Source organism: Kaistella jeonii (assembly GCF_000812865.1).
GTDB classification, from domain to species: domain Bacteria; phylum Bacteroidota; class Bacteroidia; order Flavobacteriales; family Weeksellaceae; genus Kaistella; species Kaistella jeonii.
In genome coordinates this window covers 12,654-30,913 of record NZ_JSYL01000011.1, presented here as the reverse complement: position 1 = coordinate 30,913, position 18,260 = coordinate 12,654, and the positions used below count along the sequence as shown (strand labels likewise).

Below are 18,260 nucleotides of genomic sequence, written 5' to 3'. Positions count from 1 at the left end.
AAAAAACAAGTTGCGTATTTTGAATAAATAAATCAGCGGATTTTAAAAAGCGGAAGTTGAGTATTTATTTAAGTTGTGTATATTTGAGAGTTATAGGCAATGCAATCAAAATACCACAATGAATAAAGTTTTTCCATTATTATTAATTATTTCTTTATTTTGCAACTGCTCAAAATATGAAAAAAGTCAAATTTCAGATATTGAAAAACTTTCTTCACCAAGTAAACAGTTCGATGTTTATTTATATAGTATTGGAAGTGGAATGTCATTTGGTTCAACAGTAAATGCATTACAAATTGTAAAATATCAAGAAAAACCTGATTTTTATAATGGAGAATTTTTCAGAGTTCCTAATTCGGGACCATTTCAAATAAAATGGGATAACAATAATCTAAAAATTAAAACAATTAGTAATATTGTGACTGTTGCCGAAAATCAACCTTTTAAGACTGAATTATACACTTACAAAGGTGTAAAAATTAGAAACGATATTTACACTCAATTTTCTGGAACGGCAATAGTTAACTTTAAATTCAGCGAATTTTATGAAAAAAATCAAAATATTGTTTTTAAAAATTATAATGATTCACTTGTGTTCGATACTAATAAATCGCAATTATCAATTGGTTTAAATTATTTAGAAGCGAGCACGTTCGAACGGAATAAATTCCATGAAAACAAAGGTTTGGATTTTGAATTTTATAAATTATTGCCGATAAAAAAGTTGAATTTTAGTAAATTTGAGAAGTATCAACCTTTGGCAATTATTGAGAAGTAGCACTGCCTATAACAGCGGTTTTGCAATAGTGCGGGACTTTCGCAACTTTGAAGATTTTAGGTATGCCGAAGTTTAGTTTATAATAGAAAGATTTTATATATTTATCCGCACCATCGCAAAGCCGCAAAACGTTATGCTTCATTATGACCATAGAATTACATAATACTAAATAGAAAGACATTCATAGCAAGAAAAGATGCTACATCAGTTAGTTTGTAACATTAATTTTTACTTGGTCATCACTTACTTTATAATAAATCATTTAACTTTTATATATGAAAAAATTACTATTTATACTTTTATTACTCCCTGTCATAGGACTTGCCCAAACACGAATCGGTCAAGATATTGTCGGAGAATATGAAAATGGAGAGCTTGGTGATAAAGTTGTAATGTCCTCTAATGGTAATATATTAGCAGTAGGAGGGTATGGTTATAACAACGATACTGGATATGTAAGCGTTTTTAAAAATGAAAACAATAATTGGGTTAAAATTGGAGAAAGTTTATATGGTGAAGCAGAATATAATTCATTTGGGAAAAGTTTATCTATATCTTCAAATGGTAATATATTGGCCATATCAATACCAGGAGCTGGAAATGTTCATGTGTATGAAAACTTCGGAGGTAGTTGGGTACAAATAGGTAAATTTATTGATATTTATGTTAATTCATCTGATAATGCTGTGTCTTTATCATCAGATGGTACTATTATAGCGATTGGATCTTCTACTGACCATGTGAGAATATATAAATATATGAGTGGTAATTGGATGCAAGTTGGAGAAGATATTTACGGTGAAATTGCTGGAGAAAATTTCGGTGACTCAATAAGTTTATCATCAGATGGAAACACTTTAGCGGTTGGAGCTCCCGGAAGCGGAGCAAATGAGGGGAAATTAAGAATATTTAAAAATCAATCTGACACTTGGGTTCAAAGCGGCAATACTATTGTTGGGGGTAATAATTTTTTTGGCGAACAAGTTTCATTATCGTCAGACGGCAAAAGAGTGGCAGTATCGAGATGGAATTGTTGTTCAAATCGCGGAAAAGTAAGCGTTTTTGAAAACGATGGTGATAATTGGATTCAGATCGGTCAAGATATTTTTGGTGTGAATAATAACGAATCTATCGGAGACCATGGTTTATCACTATCACCTAATGGAAATATATTAGCAGTAGGAGCAAGATATAGTGGAATAGTAAGGGTTTACCAGTATAAAAATCAGCAATGGTCATTATTAACTGAATTGACTGGAAATCTTAATGGTTCCCAAGATTTTTTTGGTAACGCAATTTCATTATCCTCTGAAGGTAATTTTATAAGTATCGGCGCACCAATATATGATTCGGAATTAATAGATTCTGGTAGAGTTAGTGTTTATGATTTAAGTGCGTTATTATCAGTTAAAAAAAATGCAATAGCTAGATTAAGTTTATATCCCAATCCAACAAAAAATATATTAAATATTAAAGCGAATGATAGAATTAGTTCAATAAAGATTTATAACCTGATAGGTCAACAAGTTCTTAGCATGGCGCCTAACACTATGTATGAAGAAATAGATATGTCAAAATTTAAATTAGGAATATATATTATTATGATTGAAATTGGTGAACAAAAAACCACATATAAAATCGTAAAAGAATAACGAACGCACGACAAGGTATTTTTACAAGCGGGTACGAAGTTTTCATCGAAGATTTTAGTGATTAATGAATTTTCCAGCACGTAGAATGTAGTGGTTTTTTTATCCCGCCTGCGAAAATGGTAAATTGCTGAGTGTTTTTCTTTCTTTTTTCCAGACATTCCCTAAAATTTATCTCCTTTGAACCAACTCAACCTTCGCAAAGATTCCGCAATCAACATCGCAAAACTCACCGCACTTTGGGGCGTAAGTGAAAGCGGATTGGGTGGATTTTTACACGCCTTAAAAATTCCTTTCAGCGGTTTACTTTTAGGAAGTTTTGCCGTAATTATCGTCACTTTTATTGCCTTAAATTCTACCAAAAGATTTAAAACAATTCTTCAGGCAACGCTTCTGGTGATCTTAATAAAAGCCGTTGCAAGTCCACATTCTCCGGTTACGGCATATGTCGCAGTTTTGTTTCAGGGATTTGTTGGCGCGCTTATTTATCAAATATTTAATGTCAAAAAAATTTCAGCAGTAATTTTCGGTGTCATCGCTTTGCTGGAATCTGCGCTTCAAAAATTGTTGATGATGGTCCTCGTTTTCGGAAATAATATCTGGGAAGCTTTTCAGGAATTTTTCGTCGGAATCGCAAAGCAGTTTCATCTGAAATCTCTGGAAGAAATCCCTGTTTTATTGGTTGGACTCTATGTTTTTATTTATTTCATCGTCGGAATTTTTGCAGGATTGATTGCCCTAAAACTTCCCGGAATATTACAATCTGAATTTCATAAAATAGATCTTCAGAATCTTCCAAATCCGAAAGAATTCACGCTCTCTAAAAAGCAGAAAAATAAAACCAGATGGATCACTTTCTCTATTATTTTATTGTTCATCGTTTCCGTATTTGTATTCTCCGGCTCCTTTAATAAAGCACTCTACAGCATTTTAAGAACTTTTGCCGCGCTCGGAATTCTCTATTTTGTCGTCGCGCCACTTTTTGAATATTTTTTGAATAAATGGAAATCCAAAAATAATTCACGCACGAATAAACCATTGAATGAAGTTTTAGAATTTCTGCCCCAATACCGAAATCACGCGAAAATAGCTTTCAAACTGGCTGAAAGGGAAACTTCGAATTTTAGAAAACTTCGGCAGTTCATTATTGTCTGGATGTCCTTATCTTTATATTATGAAGAAGGAATTGAACAATAAGATTTATATATTTTCAGATAAAATTGGTTCCGGTAAAACCACTTTACTCAAAAACTGGTTTGAAAATAATGAAAGCATCTCCGGATTTCTTTCCCCAAAAGTTGATGGTAAAAGATATTTCGAAAATCTTGAAACTGGTGAAAAACTTCTTCTCGAAGTTGAGCATTCTTCTCTCCAAATTGGAAAATATTCCTTCGATCCCGAAGTCTTTTCCTGGGCGGAATCAGAATTATTAAAACAACTCAATTTTGAGAAAGATTGGTTGATCATTGATGAGATTGGACCTTTGGAAATTCGTAAAAACATAGGTTTCCATGATCTGATTTTAAAAATTGTTGCTGATCAATCTTCTATTGAAACTAAAATCGTATTCGTAGTACGCGATTTTATGGTGGAAGAATTCATTGAAAAATACAATTTTCAAAATCCGAAGATTTTAGCTAAAAGCTTTTTTATCAGTTCCAAAAGAAAACCAAATTTATTTGGAATTACCTTGTGTGGCGGCGAAAGCAAAAGAATGAAAACTGATAAAGCCCTTTTAAATTACGGCAATAATCTTCAGTGGAAAAAAGTATCAGAACTATTATATTCTTTCTGCGAAGAAGTTGTAATTTCAATTAATGAAAAGCAGTGGAAAAACTGGGCAGAAAAAGGAAGCGGGAAATTCATCATCGACGATGAAAAATTTGAAAATCACGGTCCACTTTCTGGAATTTTAAGCGTTATCGAAAAATATCCTGATCAAGGATTAATGATTGTAGGAACCGATTTTCCCTTCTTAAAAATGGAGCACCTCATTCAGTTAAACAATGAAAGAAGTCCAGTTGACGAAGCGGTTTGTTTTAAGAAAGATGGATTTCTGCAACCTTTGGTTTCGATCATCGAGAAAGAAGCAATCGTAAAACTGAAAAAATTCTTTGAAGATGGAAATGATTCTCTGCGGAAATTTTTAGGTGAAATAAAGGCGAAGGAAATAAAAGTGGAAGAAGGAAATTTCCTCAACAACATTAACACGGAAGAAGATTATTTAAAATTACGCAATGATTAAAGAATTTCAGATCCATAAAGTAGCTGATTTTGGCGCAAAAGAATTTCTAAAACCCGATAGTTTAGCGATTGAGGAACCTTTAGAAATTGCAGTTAAACTTGGTAGTTCCGGCGAAAAGAATTCGGTCTCAGTAACCATGCGAACTCCTGAAAATGACGAAGAATTAGCAGTCGGGTTTCTATTTACAGAAGGAATTATTTATTCAAAAACTAATTTAAAGGAGCCGGTTTCTTCCCAAATGGAAGACAATAAAATCACCATCAACTTCGCGCCCGATTTTAATCCGGATCTTCAAAAACTGAAAAGAAATTTTTACACCACAAGCAGTTGCGGCGTTTGCGGAAAAGAAAGCATTGAAGCCATCAAACAGGTTTGCCGAATTCCCATTGAAAAATTAGCTGAACCGGTAAAAATAAACACCATATTCTCTCTTCCGGAAAAATTGCGGGATCAACAAAAAACTTTTGAATCTACAGGTGGAATTCACGCCTCCGCTTTATTTGATCTGGATGGAAATTTACTCGACCTTCGGGAAGATGTCGGCCGACACAACGCACTCGATAAATTAATTGGTGCAGAACTTTTAAAAAGCACAGAAAGCGATTTTTCACTTAAGAATAGAATCGTCCTTCTCAGCGGACGAGCAAGCTTTGAACTTATTCAGAAATGTGCAATGGCCGGAGTCCCCATTATTTGTGCAATTGGCGCACCGAGTTCTTTGGCTGTCGAAACCGCAGAAAATTTTGGAATCACTTTAGTAGGTTTTTTAAAAAATGGAAATGCCAATATCTATTGTGGAGCAGATAAAATTGACTTTAAAAATACAAGCAATGAAAATTAGAATAAAAGGAAACAGCATCAGATTAAGATTGACGAAAACCGATGTCCAAAATATCAAAAAAAATGGAATTGTAGAGGAACAAACCATTTTAGGAGCTGAAGAAATTTTCAAATATTCCCTGGTTGTTGATGAAAAGGTCTCCGCAATTTCCGCAGAATTTCAAGCCAGTAAAATCACCGTTTTTTTATCTAAAAAAGAAGCAGACATCCTGACGGAAACTGATGAAATTACTGTCGAGGGATCTCAAAATAATGGGGAGGAAAAAGGACTGTTTCTACTGGTAGAAAAAGATCTGCAATGTCTGGATACTACGTATGAAGATCAGACCGATATGTACGAAAATACCAAAACGCACTGCTAATAAATTTGCAACTTCATTAAAATTTTACATCGTGTCTGAAAATAATCACAACCATCCCAGCGAAGAAAATCCGGAAAAATTTTCTAATATCGAAGTTTCTAAACCAGAAACCTACGCCGCAGGAACAAAAGCAGTTTTGGTTTCTGCACAGCATATTCTGGAATCCATGGATGCGATTCGAGGATTTACTGCTTTAAATCAATTGAATACTTTCCATGGGTACGATTGTCCGGGTTGTGCATGGCCAGATCCTGACGATGAGAGAAGTCCTGTCGCAGAATATTGTGAGAATGGTGCAAAAGCCGTTGCCGAAGAAGCGACGACAGACGTAATATGGGAAGATTTTTTCGCCCTTCATTCTGTGGAACAGTTATCCCAATGGGATGATTATCATCTCGGAAAAAGCGGTAGAATCGGACGCCCGATGTATTTAGCAGAAAACGCGACGCATTACGAACCCATTTCCTGGAAAAATGCCTTCATAAAAATAGCCGAAAAATTAAATGCTCTAGAAAGTCCCGATGAGGCGATCTTTTACACAAGTGGAAGAACAAGCAATGAAGCCGCTTTTCTTTACCAACTTTTTGTGCGGGAATTTGGCACCAATAATATGCCGGATTGCAGCAATATGTGCCACGAAAGCAGCGGTGTTGCCTTAGATGAAACCGTAGGGATCGGAAAAGGTTCTGTGAAACTGGAAGATCTTTATGAAGCTGAAGCAATCATTATTATGGGTCAAAATCCTGGCACCAATCATCCAAGAATGCTTTCTGCACTGAAGAAAGCCAGAGAAAATGACGCTATGATCATTGCAGTAAACCCTTTGAGGGAAGCAGGTTTAGAACGTTTCAGCGATCCACAGTCTGTGAAAGGTATTTTGGGTGGAAAAACTCAGATCGCAACAGATTATCTTCAGGTAAAAATTAATGGTGATTTGGCTTTGATGCAGGCAATTGCTTATTATTGGTTTCAGTTTGAGAATGAAAATCCGGGTCAAGTTTTCGATCAAAAATTCATTACAGAAGAAACGCATGGTTTTGAAGCGTTCAAAAAACATATTTTAGAACAGAATGTAGAGGAGTTATCTCGCATGTGCGGCATTCCTTTGGCTGAAATTAAAGAAATTGCAAATAAATTAAAGTTCAAAAATAAAATTATCATCTGTTGGGCAATGGGTTTAACGCAGCATAAAAATGCAGTAAATACCATTAAAGAAACGGTCAATCTTTTACTAATGAAAGGAAGTATCGGCAAACCCGGCGCCGGAACCTGTCCGGTTCGTGGTCATAGCAATGTGCAGGGCGACAGAACAATGGGGATTTTTGAAAAACCTTGGGACTGGCTTTTAGAAAATTTAGAAAAAACTTACGGCTTTGTTCCACCCAAAGAATACGGACACGACGTTGTAGATTCTATCGAAGCCATGCATAAAGGAGAGTGCAAGATATTTTTTGCAATGGGTGGTAATTTTTTGAGCGCGACGCCAGATACAAAATATACAGCGGAAGCTTTGCGTAAATGTGACCTGACTGTTCAAGTTTCAACGAAACTGAACCGCAGCCATTTAGTAACAGGAAAAGAAGCCCTCATTCTACCTACTTATGGGCGAAGCGACATTGATATTCAAAATGGCGAAGCACAATTCGTTACCTGCGAAAATTCTATGGGCGTCATTCAAAAAAGCCAGGGAAATCTGCAGCCTGTAAGCAAACAATTGATGAGTGAGGTTGCGATTATCTGCCATTTGGCGGAGGAAGTTTTAAAAGGAAAGACAAAAATTGACTGGACTTCATTTCACAATCATTATGATTTGATCCGCGAAGATATTGAAAAAGTGATTCCAGGATTTGATCAGTACAACGAGCGCGTACGAAAAGATGGCGGTTTTTATTTACCAAATTCAGCGCGTGATGGCAAATTTAAAACACACACTTCAAAAGCAAATTTCAGTGTTTCAATCGCCGATGTGCCGGAAGTAAAAGAAAACGAATTGCTCATGATGACCATTAGAAGTCACGACCAGTACAACACGACGATTTATGGCATGAATGACCGTTACCGAGGAATTAAAGACGAAAGACGCGTCATTTTTATGAATAAAACTGACATGGAAAAGCGTGGTCTAAAAAAATTAGATTCAGTAGATCTCTATAATTTCCATGATGGTAAAGAGCGCGTTGCCCGAAAATTTTTGGTGATTCCTTATTCCATTCCAGAGCAGTGTTGCGCCACCTATTTCCCGGAAACCAATGTGTTGGTACCCATAAAATCCGTTGCCGACCGAAGCAATACGCCCACAAGTAAATCGGTGATTATCGAGGTTAGAAAATCGATTTAAGAATAACCTATTTAAAAAAAAATATTTTCAATTAGGAGCAATCAGATTTTCGCTTCTTTGAAAACTCGATCCCGTCTCGTCCGAAGACGAAAGAGCTAAAAGTTCTTGCGATTTTTTTTTATATTTGAAAATAAATAAAGTATCATGTTTATGATACATATAAAACCAGAATTGGGTGAATATGTATGACGCTCACAAGCGATCGTATAAAATTTAAGAAATGGAAATAGGAAAGAAATTTAATCAATTGACTTTAGAAGAGTATTTCCTCTACATTGATAATTATAAAGAATACAAAGACTTCAATACACTTGGACTTTATCGCTCAATCCTGGAAAATGAAAATTTGAATATTGACGAAAAAATTAAAGTTCGAGAATATTCGCACAAAACATTTAAGAAAACTTTTGATTTTTTACAATTAAAAGATCCTAAAACATTTGTTGAAGTTTCGACTTTAGGACAAGAATTCACTAAGGGTGACGAAGTAAAAATTTGGAATGACATTCGAAAAAATCAACAAAAAATACTTGCGGACAAGAAAATTAAACACCGGAATTTTGGTACTTATTCAAAACATAATTGCCCTTATGAAGATTGTGTATGGAACGGCGTAATGATAAGACAAGGTTCTAAATTGTCTTGGGGAAGTATGCATTTTTTAAGTGACAAAAAAAATTATCACCAAAAAGAAAAATCCGAAATGAGAAAATCGGATAGAAAATCTGAAAAGCAGATCGTGAATAAAGAACTGAATATTTGAATAAAAAGCCAGCAGGTAACAAAGTATTTCTATTAGTGGGTCGGAAGTTCCTTTCATCAAGATTTTTGCTAATTGATCATATTATTATATTTACAAAGACCATTTATAAAAAGGCCCCGCCAACAGAAATACCCAACCGTTATGCAATACTATGAACAAAACCGCTGAAAAAATCCTTAATTATAAATCCGATTATAGAAGAAATTTAGAATTTTTAGATTTAAAGTATACTGGAAGATTTTCAAGAAAAATAGTGAGAGAAACAAATGAAATTAATATTTTATCTCTTTTTTCCGAGATGGAATTCGGATATGTCTTAAATCAATTATTTTCAGAAGTAATATATGAACCAAAAATAAATGGAAAAACACCCGATTGGTTAGTAAAATCTGAAAACCAAAATATAATATTTGAAGTAAAAAAAATAAATCCAATAGAGGAGGAGTTAAAAACGAAAATTGAATTATTTAAACAAGATGAATATTTTGGAAATGATCAGACTACATTCTATACTTCTATTAATGATTTTATCCCACAAATATCAAAAATAACTGATAAAGAAAGAATATATAGGGATTTAATTACTCGAAATAATTACATATTAATAATTTGCATTGATGTAATTGGTTTGCAAAAAAAATTTATAACCGGTAACGATTTAAAGGATTATCTAGATTTTGAGAATAAACATTCAATCTTAAATACTTATCCAGAATTTTGTGAAAATGTTGCCGGAATTATTGGAAAACCAATTTTCGGAAGTCTAGTATTTATTGAGAATAAAAACGCAAGTTTTAAACTTAATAATCATAACCTAAACCTAATCACTAATATGTAATAAGCACTGCACACGAGAAGATTTTTGCTAATTAATCAATTTGTTATATTTACAAAGACCTGTTACAAAAAGTCCCCAATAACAGAAATACCCAACCGTTAGCGGTCATTGTAAAAGAACCACACCACGATATGAAAATTCTAAATAAGATGAAATTATGACAACAGAGAAAAAGATTAAAATTGCCCAATATTTATGCTTGTTACCAGGAATATTCTTAATTGTTTCAGGAGTAATGATTTTAATTTTCCCTAATGCTGCGAGTGTGTTATTTGACATCAAAAATATTGACACGCTTAAAGAGCCGATGGCTTTATCGATAGGAATAAGACAATTATCGATTGGATTAATGATAACGATACTCGTTCTTTCTAATCAATTAAAAGCACTTGGACTTATAATGTTGATTGGTGCAATGGTTCCATTAACCGACTTTTTTGTATTCAGTCCTTTAATAGGTTGGATTTCCGCATTACGACATGCAGCACCTGTGCCTTTAATTTTTGGGTTAGGTCTCTTTCTAACATACTTAACTCGAAAAACAGAATGACAGAAAGCAATTAAAACAACGAACCGCTAACATGGTTTGGCAATATGGCAGGTTTAGTGCTAAATCGAAGATTTTTGCTTCCTTTGAAGTTCAGTGATAATAGAAAGTTTCGGCTTCCTTATCCGCCGCATCGCCAAGCCGCAAGAAGTGCTGGTAATGCTATCAACGACCAACATTAATAAATAGCTTAACAAAATGAAAGAACTTATATTAACTATTCTTTTTTTATTTCAAATTGACAGTTTTGCACAAACAAAAACTGAAAAGTATAATTTTAACAATCAGGTTATTGAAGTTAGAGGCGACCTAAATAAAGACAATTTAGTAGATAAAGTAATCGTAACACAAGACACTTTAAATGAAAATGCACCTTACAGACTTCAAGTGTTTTTCAAAGAACCAAGCGGAGCGTTTAAACTCATTGTAACTTCTACAAAGCTTATTGAACCACAATATCCAAATGGTAGAAATGGTTGGGTAACAGGGAATGGTTTTTCGGATATCACTATTAAAAACGGAGTTCTAAGTGTCAATTTTGAATTATTGCGTGGACATTTCGAACATAAATTTAGATTTCAAAATGGAAATTTTGAATTAATAGGTTTTTCATATGGTAATTCTGATGGGCAAGGTGTAATAACGACATCGAATTTTAACTTATCAACAGGAATTAGAATTGAAAAATCTGAACGCTATGACACAGACAAAATTTTAAGTAACACAAAAAAGAAAATTTTAATCAGACCATTACCAAAACTTCAGGACGTAATACCAATGGAAAATGAATTGTACTGAAAAGCCAAATCGCCAACATATTCTATCATAGTCAAACGAACCCGGTCACAAGATTTTTAACCTCGCCAAGCTCGGCAATTTTACTTAAAATTTTACCATCCGCCAACGCCACCACCACCACCGCCACCGCCGGAAAATCCGCCACCACCAGATCCGCTGCCAGAACTTGAGGGTTGGGTAGATGAACTTGCGATCGATTGAGACAAAGAGGAATTTAAGGAACTTGCAAAATTCATATTCATGACAGATGCACCCACAAACCAGTTTGATTGGTATTGCTGAGCTCCTAAAGCTGATTTTTTCAACATATTCTGAAATTTCTCGCCCCAGATTTTATCGACTCCCAAAACCATTGCATAAGGCAACATTTTCTCAAAAACAGCTGGAGTCATTTCCGGTGGATTATGAAACTGCAACGTTTTTTCTTCAGCAGTTCCGAGATACATTTTGAAACCTTCGATGAGCGACTGGGTTTCTAACTTTTCCGGACTTGGTTGTTTGATGAGGTATTGAAAAAGTACGATCCCAATAAATCCTACTATCAAAAATCCGTAACACGCATAAAAGTTGAGATTTTCCAGTCTGTCTTTGTTTGCTAAAAATGCGCTGGCAAAAATAAAAATTAATCCTGCGGCTACTATTCCAAAGATCCATCGTACGACTTTGTACCTTTCAAAGGCTAATGAGAACACGATGGAAAGAACAAATATAAATACGCCTAAGAAAATTCCGACTCCGAGATAAGAATCTTCGTAGCTGAGTTTATAACTGAAAAATAATCCCAATCCATATAATGTGATTATTGCGATAATGGGTAGTAATAATTTGCCACTATTGTTCCCTTTTTTTAAAAAGCCATCATGTTGAAACTGTAGATTCGCTTTAAAATCATTTACGGCGTTTTCAATTTTAGAACTGTATTGCCCATCGAAAGCAAGCGATTTTGATCCGCTCGGGAAAAACTTATTCATCAGATTAATTTCCTCTTTGGGTAAAGTCTGATCGGGCTCTTTTATTTTTTCTAAGGTGTATTCTTTCCCACCGAAAATTCCCAAAATCCGTTTGTCGTCTTCAATGATCTTAATAAAACCTTTGATGGCAAGACTTACGATCGCTGCCGAAATCATGTGTCCTGAATAATATTCATTTTCCAGATAACCTAAAGATGCAGGTGAAAGGTTTTGAGGCGAATTAAATTGCGGATAAACAACAGGTTTTTGCGGATCGATGCCGTATTTTTGCCAACTCGTATAGAAATAAGCCAATAATCCTAAAGCTCCTAAAAGCAGAGCTACTAAAATGCCATATTTTTCTAAAAATCCTGGCGGTGGAGGTGGCGTGAAAATTCCTTTTTTAAAACCAACTGCAATCGTTAATCCTTCAGTTTGTTGAAGATTTTTTGCAGACCATTCAAAAGAGTTTGAAGATAATTGTTTACCGGTACAATCAGATTTATTCGAGCCGTAGCTTCCCGTATAACAGGAATTTTGGATAATTTCAGCATTTTCCGGCAAAGTGACTTTAGCAGAGACTTCATCAACCGTAAAATTCGACGCAGTTCCGTTTACATTCCAGTAAAACTCATCGTAATCCTTAAAGAAACCGATCTGATCAGATGTTTTGTAGGTCAGTTCATATTCGTAAACTCCAGGCGTTAATATGATATTTTTATTTCCAAAATAAATGATGTAATCGGAACTTTGATTTTCAGTGTGATAATCTTCTTTAGAACCATTTTTTTTGACTGAAATCAGATCATATTTAATTCTGATTTTCTTGCCATTAATATTTCGCCAGAGTGGGAGCGACCGTAAAATTCCTCTGCGGATATTGATCCCTTCTGCATACACTTTGATTTTTTCGGTAACCGTAGTTTGGGCATCTTTTGAGATGACGATATCGGAGTGAAAGGAAAGAATATGCTCATAGTTTTTCTGGGCAGAAGAATCTGCCGCAAAATCCTGTGCAGATCCAAACCCGAAAATCAAGAGTAGAAATGCAAAAATTAAACGTTTCATTTTTTTAGAAGGTTACGGTCGGTACTGCTCTTTCAGCCACGTTATCCAGTTCAAAGAAAACGGACTTGGTGAATTTGAACATGTTTGCAATAATATTGCTCGGGAAAGTATCAACCAAAATATTATTTTCGCGAACCGTTCCATTATAATATCTTCTAGATTTCTCAATATCACCTTCCAAAGCAGAAAGTTCACCTTGTAGCTGTAGGAAATTGGTGTTCGCTTTTAAATCTGGATATTGTTCTGCAACAGCATTAAGATTCATCATTGCCTGATTCAGATTTTTTTCTGCTGCTTCTTTTTCCTGAATTCCGTTTGCATTCATCGCTGCAGCTCGCGCTCTCGTTACGCTGTCGAAAGTTGCTCTTTCGTGCGTTGCATAACCTTTTACGGTTTCAACCAAATTTGGAATCAAGTCGTGGCGTTTTTTCAACATCACGTCAATACTGCTCCAGGCTTCCTGAACCATTGTTTTAACTTTAACCAATCGGTTGTAAATACCAATTCCGTACATGAAGAACAGGACAACCAGCGCCACAATTATTAAGATAGCAATCATAATTTTAATTTTTTAGTTTTTTTTATAGTTTTAATGATTTTAAAACCTCCTCAATGAGTAAAGTTTTCAGAGGAAAAGTTACAAATATTAGAACAAATAAATTCTACATCAAAAAAAACTATCTTTGCAAAAATTTTTGGGCTCGAAAAGTTCGAGTAACCCATTAATAATAAATATTATTAAACAAAATTTTATGTCGAATATCGTCGCCATAGTAGGACGTCCCAACGTTGGGAAATCCACCCTTTTTAACCGTTTTCTAGAACGAAGAGAAGCAATTGTAGATTCTACAGCCGGAGTTACCAGAGACCGTCACTACGGAAAATCTGACTGGAACGGCGTTGAATTTACCGTTATCGATACCGGAGGTTATGAAGTAGATACCGAAGATGCATTTCAGGGAGAAATTATCAAACAGGTTGAATTAGCCGTTGATGAAGCGACCTCAATCATCTTCATGCTGAACGTTGCTGAAGGCTTAACAGATACTGATATCGAAATTCATGAAATGTTACGCCGTGCCAATAAGCCTGTGTACATCGTGGTTAACAAAGCTGATTCCGCCAGAGAAGAATTAGCTGCTACCGAATTTTATCAGTTAGGAATTTCAAAATATTACACCATGTCTTCTGCAACAGGTTCCGGAACAGGAGAGTTGTTGGATGATATCGTAAGAGATTTCCCTACTACCGAATACAAAGATCCTTTTGAAGGTTTACCAAAAATTACGATTGCAGGGAGACCAAATGTTGGGAAATCTACTTTAACCAACGCGCTTTTAGACAAAGAGCAAAATATTGTAACTGATGTTGCAGGAACAACGCGTGATTCTATTCAAACTTTATACAACAAATTCGGACACGAATTTGTTTTGGTTGATACCGCCGGAATGCGTCGTAAAGCGAAAGTAAAAGAAGATCTGGAATTTTATTCAGTGATGCGTTCCGTGCGTTCAATTGAGTATTCTGATATCGTGATCATCATGGTTGACGCCACTTTAGGTTGGGAATCTCAGGATATGAACATTTTCGGACTGGCTCAGAAAAACAGAAAAGGAATCGTGATCGTTGTGAATAAGTGGGATCTTGTTGAAAAAGAAACCAATACTACACGTGATTTCGAAGAACAAATTAAAGCAAAAATTGGTCAGTTCACCGATATTCCAATTCTCTTTATTTCCGCATTAACGAAACAGAGAATTCTAAAAACTGTTGAAGTTGCGATGGAAGTGTATGCAAACAGAGCAAAGAAAATTAAAACTTCTAAGTTGAACGAAATTATGCTACCTGTTTTTGAAAAAACGCCGCCACCAGCTTTGAAAGGGAAGTACGTAAAAATTAAATATTGCGTACAACTTCCTACTCCAAGTCCGCAGTTTGTATTTTTCTGCAACTTACCACAATATGTAAAGGAAGCCTACAAAAGATTTACAGAAAACCAACTTCGAAAACATTTTGGCTTTACCGGAGTTCCTATTGAAGTTTACTTCAGACAAAAATAAAAACAAAAGCCTTTTAGATTTTTTCTAAAGGGCTTTTTAATACCTTAATTTTTCACGAACTTTGCAACCTAACTTATAGTAATGATAACAATTCTTTCAGATAACTTTTCTCTAGTCAACACCTGGATCAACGAACTTCGAAATGTAGATATACAAAGTGACCGTTTGAGATTCCGTCGCAATATGGAACGCATCGGAGAAATTGCCGCCTTCGAAATCAGCAAACATTTAGATCAAAAGGAAATTGAAATCATCACGCCATTGGATAAAATAAAAGCTCAGGAAGTTGCTGTTCAACCTGTAATTACAACGATTTTAAGAGCTGGAGTTCCTTTGTTTCAAGGAATTTTAAATTATTTGGACAAAGCAGATTGTGGATTTGTTGCCGCTTATCGAAAACACGATGCGAACGATTATTTCTCCATCAAACAGGATTATTTAACTTGTCCGAATATTGATGGAAGACCTTTGATTGTTGCAGATCCCATGTTAGCAACGGGCGCTAGTTTAATTGAAGCCATCAAAGATTTATTGAATCACGGAAAACCTACGCAACTTCATATTGTTGCCGCAATTGCATCTCAACAAGGAGTTGATACGATTCAAAAAGCTTACCCCGAAGCAAATATTTGGGTGGGAGTGATTGATGAAAAATTAACTTCCAAAGGTTATATTTCGCCAGGTTTAGGTGACGCCGGAGATTTGTCTTATGGTGAAAAACTACAGAAATAATTGTTTTTGTGATTTTTTTTAAATTAAAATTTTTAATAAGAACATCTGTGCAAATCCGTGAAATCTGTGCGCTTCTCAATCCATCGCCATTACCAAAATACTCACTTTATTATTTCCGGCTTTTAAAATTTCCCACGCAACAGCACTCATCGTATTTCCTGTGGTAAAAACATCGTCGATAATTAAAATATGCTGATTTGAGATTTGTTTCGTAATTGAAAATAGATTTTCATTAAAAGTTCTCTGCTCCCGGCGTTTTTTTGCTTGTGCTTTTTTGTAAAAATTCCTTTTGATTAAATGGTGATCACACGGTATTTTCAGTTCTTTGGAAAGCGTATCGGTAAAAAGATGCAACTGATTGTAACCGCGTTCTTTTAATTTTTTGGGATGAAGCGGAACCGTTACCAAAAGATCTGGTTTCAAATCCGTAAAATCCATTTTTTCTAATGTCCAGTTGGCAATAATTTTTCCAATTTTCTCCCTTTTTCCATATTTCAGCTGATGAATAATTTTTTGACTTGTACTTTCTTCCTCGAACTGCATTAATGCAAACGCCTGTTCGATTGGAAAGAGTAGGCGACATTTTTCGGTTAAAAGATTACTTTCGGAATAGTCATGATGCGTAAAGTAGATCTGGTCAAAACACAATTCACACACTGCTTCATCGTGATGAATGATGCGATTGCACTCCACACAGCGATTCGGGAAAAGTAAATCCAGTAAAAGCATTCATCATTTGTTTAATGAAAGTTACGATTTAGTTTTTAATGGAATTTAATATTTACAGCATTTCCTTCCGAATCTTCTGAATCGACTTTTTCATATTTTCATTAAAGATTTCTTTCTCTAATCTCAAAGGTGGTGCTTGTCGAACCTCACAATCCGGAATGCTGCAAAACTCGCACGTCACACCAACATTCACGGTTTTGATTTGATCACTTTTTGCAAATTTAATTTTCTTTAAAGAATTCGAATTTAATAAAATACCAATGCAATAACTTCTATTGGTTCCATCTGAAAAGGGATTTTTCTGAGAAGTAGAAATTACCAAATAAGTTAAACCGCTGTCTTTATAATGTGAAATTTGAGCATCGGTAACTTTTTCATTTCCCTTTAAATTAGAAAGGTTCTTCACTGCAATCCATCTTCTACAATAATGTTCACTCGTCGCATTTGCATGTGGAGCCTGTTGTTGATTCAAATGTAATTCCTTTAAAATTTGAATTTTATCTGTATTTTTCTTCTTCGTGAAACAGAGGTAAAACAAATCTTTAATACCCAGTTCTTGCGGCAGAATATTGGTCAGTCGATAATAGAAAGTTTCTGGTGAATTGGTAAATTCTTCAATTAGATTTTCAAAAAGTTTTGGATCCCATTCTGCATTTTGAAAAAACTCGTTAATTTCATGAGATAATAAATCTTTTCGGATCAATAAACATCCTGCAAAGTAAGAAGCGTAATAATTATTAAGCAGTTCTTCGAAACTTGTAAAATCCAACCAGGAATAAGTGTTCGGACGCGGATTTAAGTTCAGAATATTAAATCCAATTTCTTTTGCCAAGATAAAGGTCTTCTGATCTTCATCTAAAAGTTCATTTAATAAAAGTAATTTTTTCTCGGGAATATAAAGCGAACGTAGTTTCCCGGAAGCGCCATATTGTTCCAAATCTAAAGATTTAATTTCATACTGAAATTCTTTCTTTAAAATGAGTTCAAACTCCCCCGAATATGGCTTGTTTGAAAGATTATTTTCTAAAATATAATTATTCGCTTTGTCCTCAATTTCTGGAAAATAATTATCGTATAATTCCTGAAAACTTCTGATCACGGCAAAGTAAAATCGCTCTTTACTTAAATTATAGTTCTTAGAAATTTCTATTAAAGTATTAATGAAAGCCGTTACTTTTTTCGGCGCATCACTAATTATACTGATGAGGTTGTTTTTGTTGATCCCGAAAAGATCGAGCGGAATTTCTTTAAAAAAATCAGATTGCAAGATCTCTGTAATCGGTGCTAAACTTTTATCCAGTTTTGTGGAAACCAAATCATCGTAAGTACAGTTCAGTGCTTCAGCTAATTGTGCAATTTTATCATGCTTCGGATATTTCTTACCGTTTTCAATCTCATTCAAATATGATTTTGAAACTCCTGTTGAATTCGCAAGATCTTGTAAAGAAAAGTTTTTCTTTTGTCGGAACTGCTTCATTTTCAAGCCGAAAACGGTTTTTATAAAATCACTATCATTTGCCATTGACCGAAAATTAATTTATACTATTTCTAAATAGATTGTAG

17 protein-coding genes are annotated in these 18,260 nt (G+C 34.7%); 13 read left to right on the top strand and 4 right to left on the bottom strand.

Annotation, left to right across the window (positions count from 1 at the left end):
* Window positions 1-118: 118 nt before the first annotated feature.
* The 11 genes from OA86_RS12670 to OA86_RS12620 all read left to right on the top strand — a co-directional run bounded on the left by OA86_RS12670 (window position 119) and on the right by OA86_RS12620 (window position 11,158).
* The gene (locus OA86_RS12670) at window positions 119-778 is read left to right on the top strand and encodes a hypothetical protein (protein ID WP_039353945.1); all 660 of its coding nucleotides are present in this window, start codon (window positions 119-121) and stop codon (window positions 776-778) included.
* 275 nt (window positions 779-1,053) lie between these two features.
* Window positions 1,054-2,430 carry a T9SS type A sorting domain-containing protein gene (locus OA86_RS12665; protein ID WP_039353942.1) on the top strand — a complete coding sequence of 459 codons (1,377 nt, stop codon included), beginning with the start codon at window positions 1,054-1,056 and terminating at the stop codon, window positions 2,428-2,430.
* A gap of 177 nt (window positions 2,431-2,607) precedes the next feature.
* Window positions 2,608-3,624 (top strand): hypothetical protein, encoded by a 1,017-nt coding sequence (locus OA86_RS12660; RefSeq protein WP_039353939.1) that lies wholly within the window; start codon window positions 2,608-2,610, stop codon window positions 3,622-3,624.
* Complete coding sequence (locus OA86_RS12655) at window positions 3,602-4,672, top strand: NTP transferase domain-containing protein (protein WP_039353936.1); 1,071 nt, start codon at window positions 3,602-3,604, stop codon at window positions 4,670-4,672. Before OA86_RS12660 ends, OA86_RS12655 begins: the two co-directional genes overlap by 23 nt.
* Window positions 4,665-5,513 carry a formate dehydrogenase accessory sulfurtransferase FdhD gene (gene fdhD, locus OA86_RS12650; RefSeq protein WP_039353933.1) on the top strand — a complete coding sequence of 283 codons (849 nt, stop codon included), beginning with the start codon at window positions 4,665-4,667 and terminating at the stop codon, window positions 5,511-5,513. Before OA86_RS12655 ends, fdhD begins: the two co-directional genes overlap by 8 nt.
* Window positions 5,503-5,874 (top strand): DUF7009 family protein, encoded by a 372-nt coding sequence (locus OA86_RS12645; protein WP_039353931.1) that lies wholly within the window; start codon window positions 5,503-5,505, stop codon window positions 5,872-5,874. Before fdhD ends, OA86_RS12645 begins: the two co-directional genes overlap by 11 nt.
* 31 nt (window positions 5,875-5,905) lie before the next feature.
* Window positions 5,906-8,212 carry an FdhF/YdeP family oxidoreductase gene (locus OA86_RS12640; protein WP_039353925.1) on the top strand — a complete coding sequence of 769 codons (2,307 nt, stop codon included), beginning with the start codon at window positions 5,906-5,908 and terminating at the stop codon, window positions 8,210-8,212.
* A 220-nt stretch (window positions 8,213-8,432) separates the two neighbouring features.
* Entirely contained in the window at window positions 8,433-8,975 is a 543-nt protein-coding gene (locus tag OA86_RS12635; protein ID WP_039353921.1) for a hypothetical protein, read from the top strand.
* Window positions 8,976-9,126: 151 nt separating this feature from the next.
* Window positions 9,127-9,813 (top strand): hypothetical protein, encoded by a 687-nt coding sequence (locus OA86_RS12630; RefSeq protein ID WP_039353918.1) that lies wholly within the window; start codon window positions 9,127-9,129, stop codon window positions 9,811-9,813.
* A 157-nt stretch (window positions 9,814-9,970) separates the two neighbouring features.
* Window positions 9,971-10,363, top strand: a complete 393-nt coding sequence (locus OA86_RS12625; RefSeq protein WP_039353915.1) for a DUF4267 domain-containing protein — start codon at window positions 9,971-9,973, stop codon at window positions 10,361-10,363.
* Between the two features lie 195 nt (window positions 10,364-10,558).
* The gene (locus OA86_RS12620) at window positions 10,559-11,158 is read left to right on the top strand and encodes a hypothetical protein (RefSeq protein ID WP_052257518.1); all 600 of its coding nucleotides are present in this window, start codon (window positions 10,559-10,561) and stop codon (window positions 11,156-11,158) included.
* Between the two features lie 92 nt (window positions 11,159-11,250).
* Here the strand turns inward: OA86_RS12620 and OA86_RS12615 are convergent, their stop codons facing one another.
* Window positions 11,251-13,176, bottom strand: coding sequence for a DUF2207 domain-containing protein (locus tag OA86_RS12615; protein WP_074781429.1), 1,926 nt, complete (start codon window positions 13,174-13,176; stop codon window positions 11,251-11,253).
* Window positions 13,177-13,180: 4 nt separating this feature from the next.
* Window positions 13,181-13,735 carry a LemA family protein gene (locus OA86_RS12610; protein WP_039353912.1) on the bottom strand — a complete coding sequence of 185 codons (555 nt, stop codon included), beginning with the start codon at window positions 13,733-13,735 and terminating at the stop codon, window positions 13,181-13,183.
* A gap of 193 nt (window positions 13,736-13,928) precedes the next feature.
* Here OA86_RS12610 and der point away from each other — a divergent pair, with 193 nt between their 5' ends.
* Together der and upp are read left to right on the top strand one after the other, a co-directional pair.
* Complete coding sequence (gene der / locus OA86_RS12605) at window positions 13,929-15,236, top strand: ribosome biogenesis GTPase Der (RefSeq protein ID WP_039353909.1); 1,308 nt, start codon at window positions 13,929-13,931, stop codon at window positions 15,234-15,236.
* Window positions 15,237-15,317: 81 nt separating this feature from the next.
* Window positions 15,318-15,968, top strand: coding sequence for a uracil phosphoribosyltransferase (upp, locus tag OA86_RS12600; protein ID WP_039353906.1), 651 nt, complete (start codon window positions 15,318-15,320; stop codon window positions 15,966-15,968).
* A 75-nt stretch (window positions 15,969-16,043) separates the two neighbouring features.
* On the opposite strand, the gene OA86_RS12595 is transcribed toward upp, so the two are convergent.
* Both OA86_RS12595 and OA86_RS12590 read right to left on the bottom strand, forming a co-directional pair.
* On the bottom strand, window positions 16,044-16,697 hold the full coding sequence (locus OA86_RS12595) for a ComF family protein (protein ID WP_039353903.1): 654 nt from the start codon (window positions 16,695-16,697) through the stop codon (window positions 16,044-16,046).
* A gap of 52 nt (window positions 16,698-16,749) precedes the next feature.
* The gene (locus OA86_RS12590) at window positions 16,750-18,219 is read right to left on the bottom strand and encodes a helix-turn-helix domain-containing protein (RefSeq protein ID WP_052257516.1); all 1,470 of its coding nucleotides are present in this window, start codon (window positions 18,217-18,219) and stop codon (window positions 16,750-16,752) included.
* Window positions 18,220-18,260 lie beyond the last annotated feature (41 nt).

Excerpts from the sequence above, each read along its gene's own strand:
- OA86_RS12670 (WP_039353945.1), top strand. The coding sequence starts at position 119 with ATGAATAAAGTTTTTCCATTATTATTAATTATTTCTTTATTTTGCAAC.
- OA86_RS12665 (WP_039353942.1), top strand. The coding sequence starts at position 1,054 with ATGAAAAAATTACTATTTATACTTTTATTACTCCCTGTCATAGGACTT.
- OA86_RS12655 (WP_039353936.1), top strand. The coding sequence starts at position 3,602 with ATGAAGAAGGAATTGAACAATAAGATTTATATATTTTCAGATAAAATT.
- fdhD (WP_039353933.1), top strand. The coding sequence starts at position 4,665 with ATGATTAAAGAATTTCAGATCCATAAAGTAGCTGATTTTGGCGCAAAA.
- OA86_RS12645 (WP_039353931.1), top strand. The coding sequence starts at position 5,503 with ATGAAAATTAGAATAAAAGGAAACAGCATCAGATTAAGATTGACGAAA.
- OA86_RS12635 (WP_039353921.1), top strand. The coding sequence starts at position 8,433 with ATGGAAATAGGAAAGAAATTTAATCAATTGACTTTAGAAGAGTATTTC.
- OA86_RS12630 (WP_039353918.1), top strand. The coding sequence starts at position 9,127 with ATGAACAAAACCGCTGAAAAAATCCTTAATTATAAATCCGATTATAGA.
- OA86_RS12625 (WP_039353915.1), top strand. The coding sequence starts at position 9,971 with ATGACAACAGAGAAAAAGATTAAAATTGCCCAATATTTATGCTTGTTA.
- OA86_RS12620 (WP_052257518.1), top strand. The coding sequence starts at position 10,559 with ATGAAAGAACTTATATTAACTATTCTTTTTTTATTTCAAATTGACAGT.
- OA86_RS12615 (WP_074781429.1), bottom strand. The coding sequence starts at position 13,176 with ATGAAACGTTTAATTTTTGCATTTCTACTCTTGATTTTCGGGTTTGGA.
- OA86_RS12610 (WP_039353912.1), bottom strand. The coding sequence starts at position 13,735 with ATGATTGCTATCTTAATAATTGTGGCGCTGGTTGTCCTGTTCTTCATG.
- der (WP_039353909.1), top strand. The coding sequence starts at position 13,929 with ATGTCGAATATCGTCGCCATAGTAGGACGTCCCAACGTTGGGAAATCC.
- upp (WP_039353906.1), top strand. The coding sequence starts at position 15,318 with ATGATAACAATTCTTTCAGATAACTTTTCTCTAGTCAACACCTGGATC.
- OA86_RS12595 (WP_039353903.1), bottom strand. The coding sequence starts at position 16,697 with ATGCTTTTACTGGATTTACTTTTCCCGAATCGCTGTGTGGAGTGCAAT.
- OA86_RS12590 (WP_052257516.1), bottom strand. The coding sequence starts at position 18,219 with ATGGCAAATGATAGTGATTTTATAAAAACCGTTTTCGGCTTGAAAATG.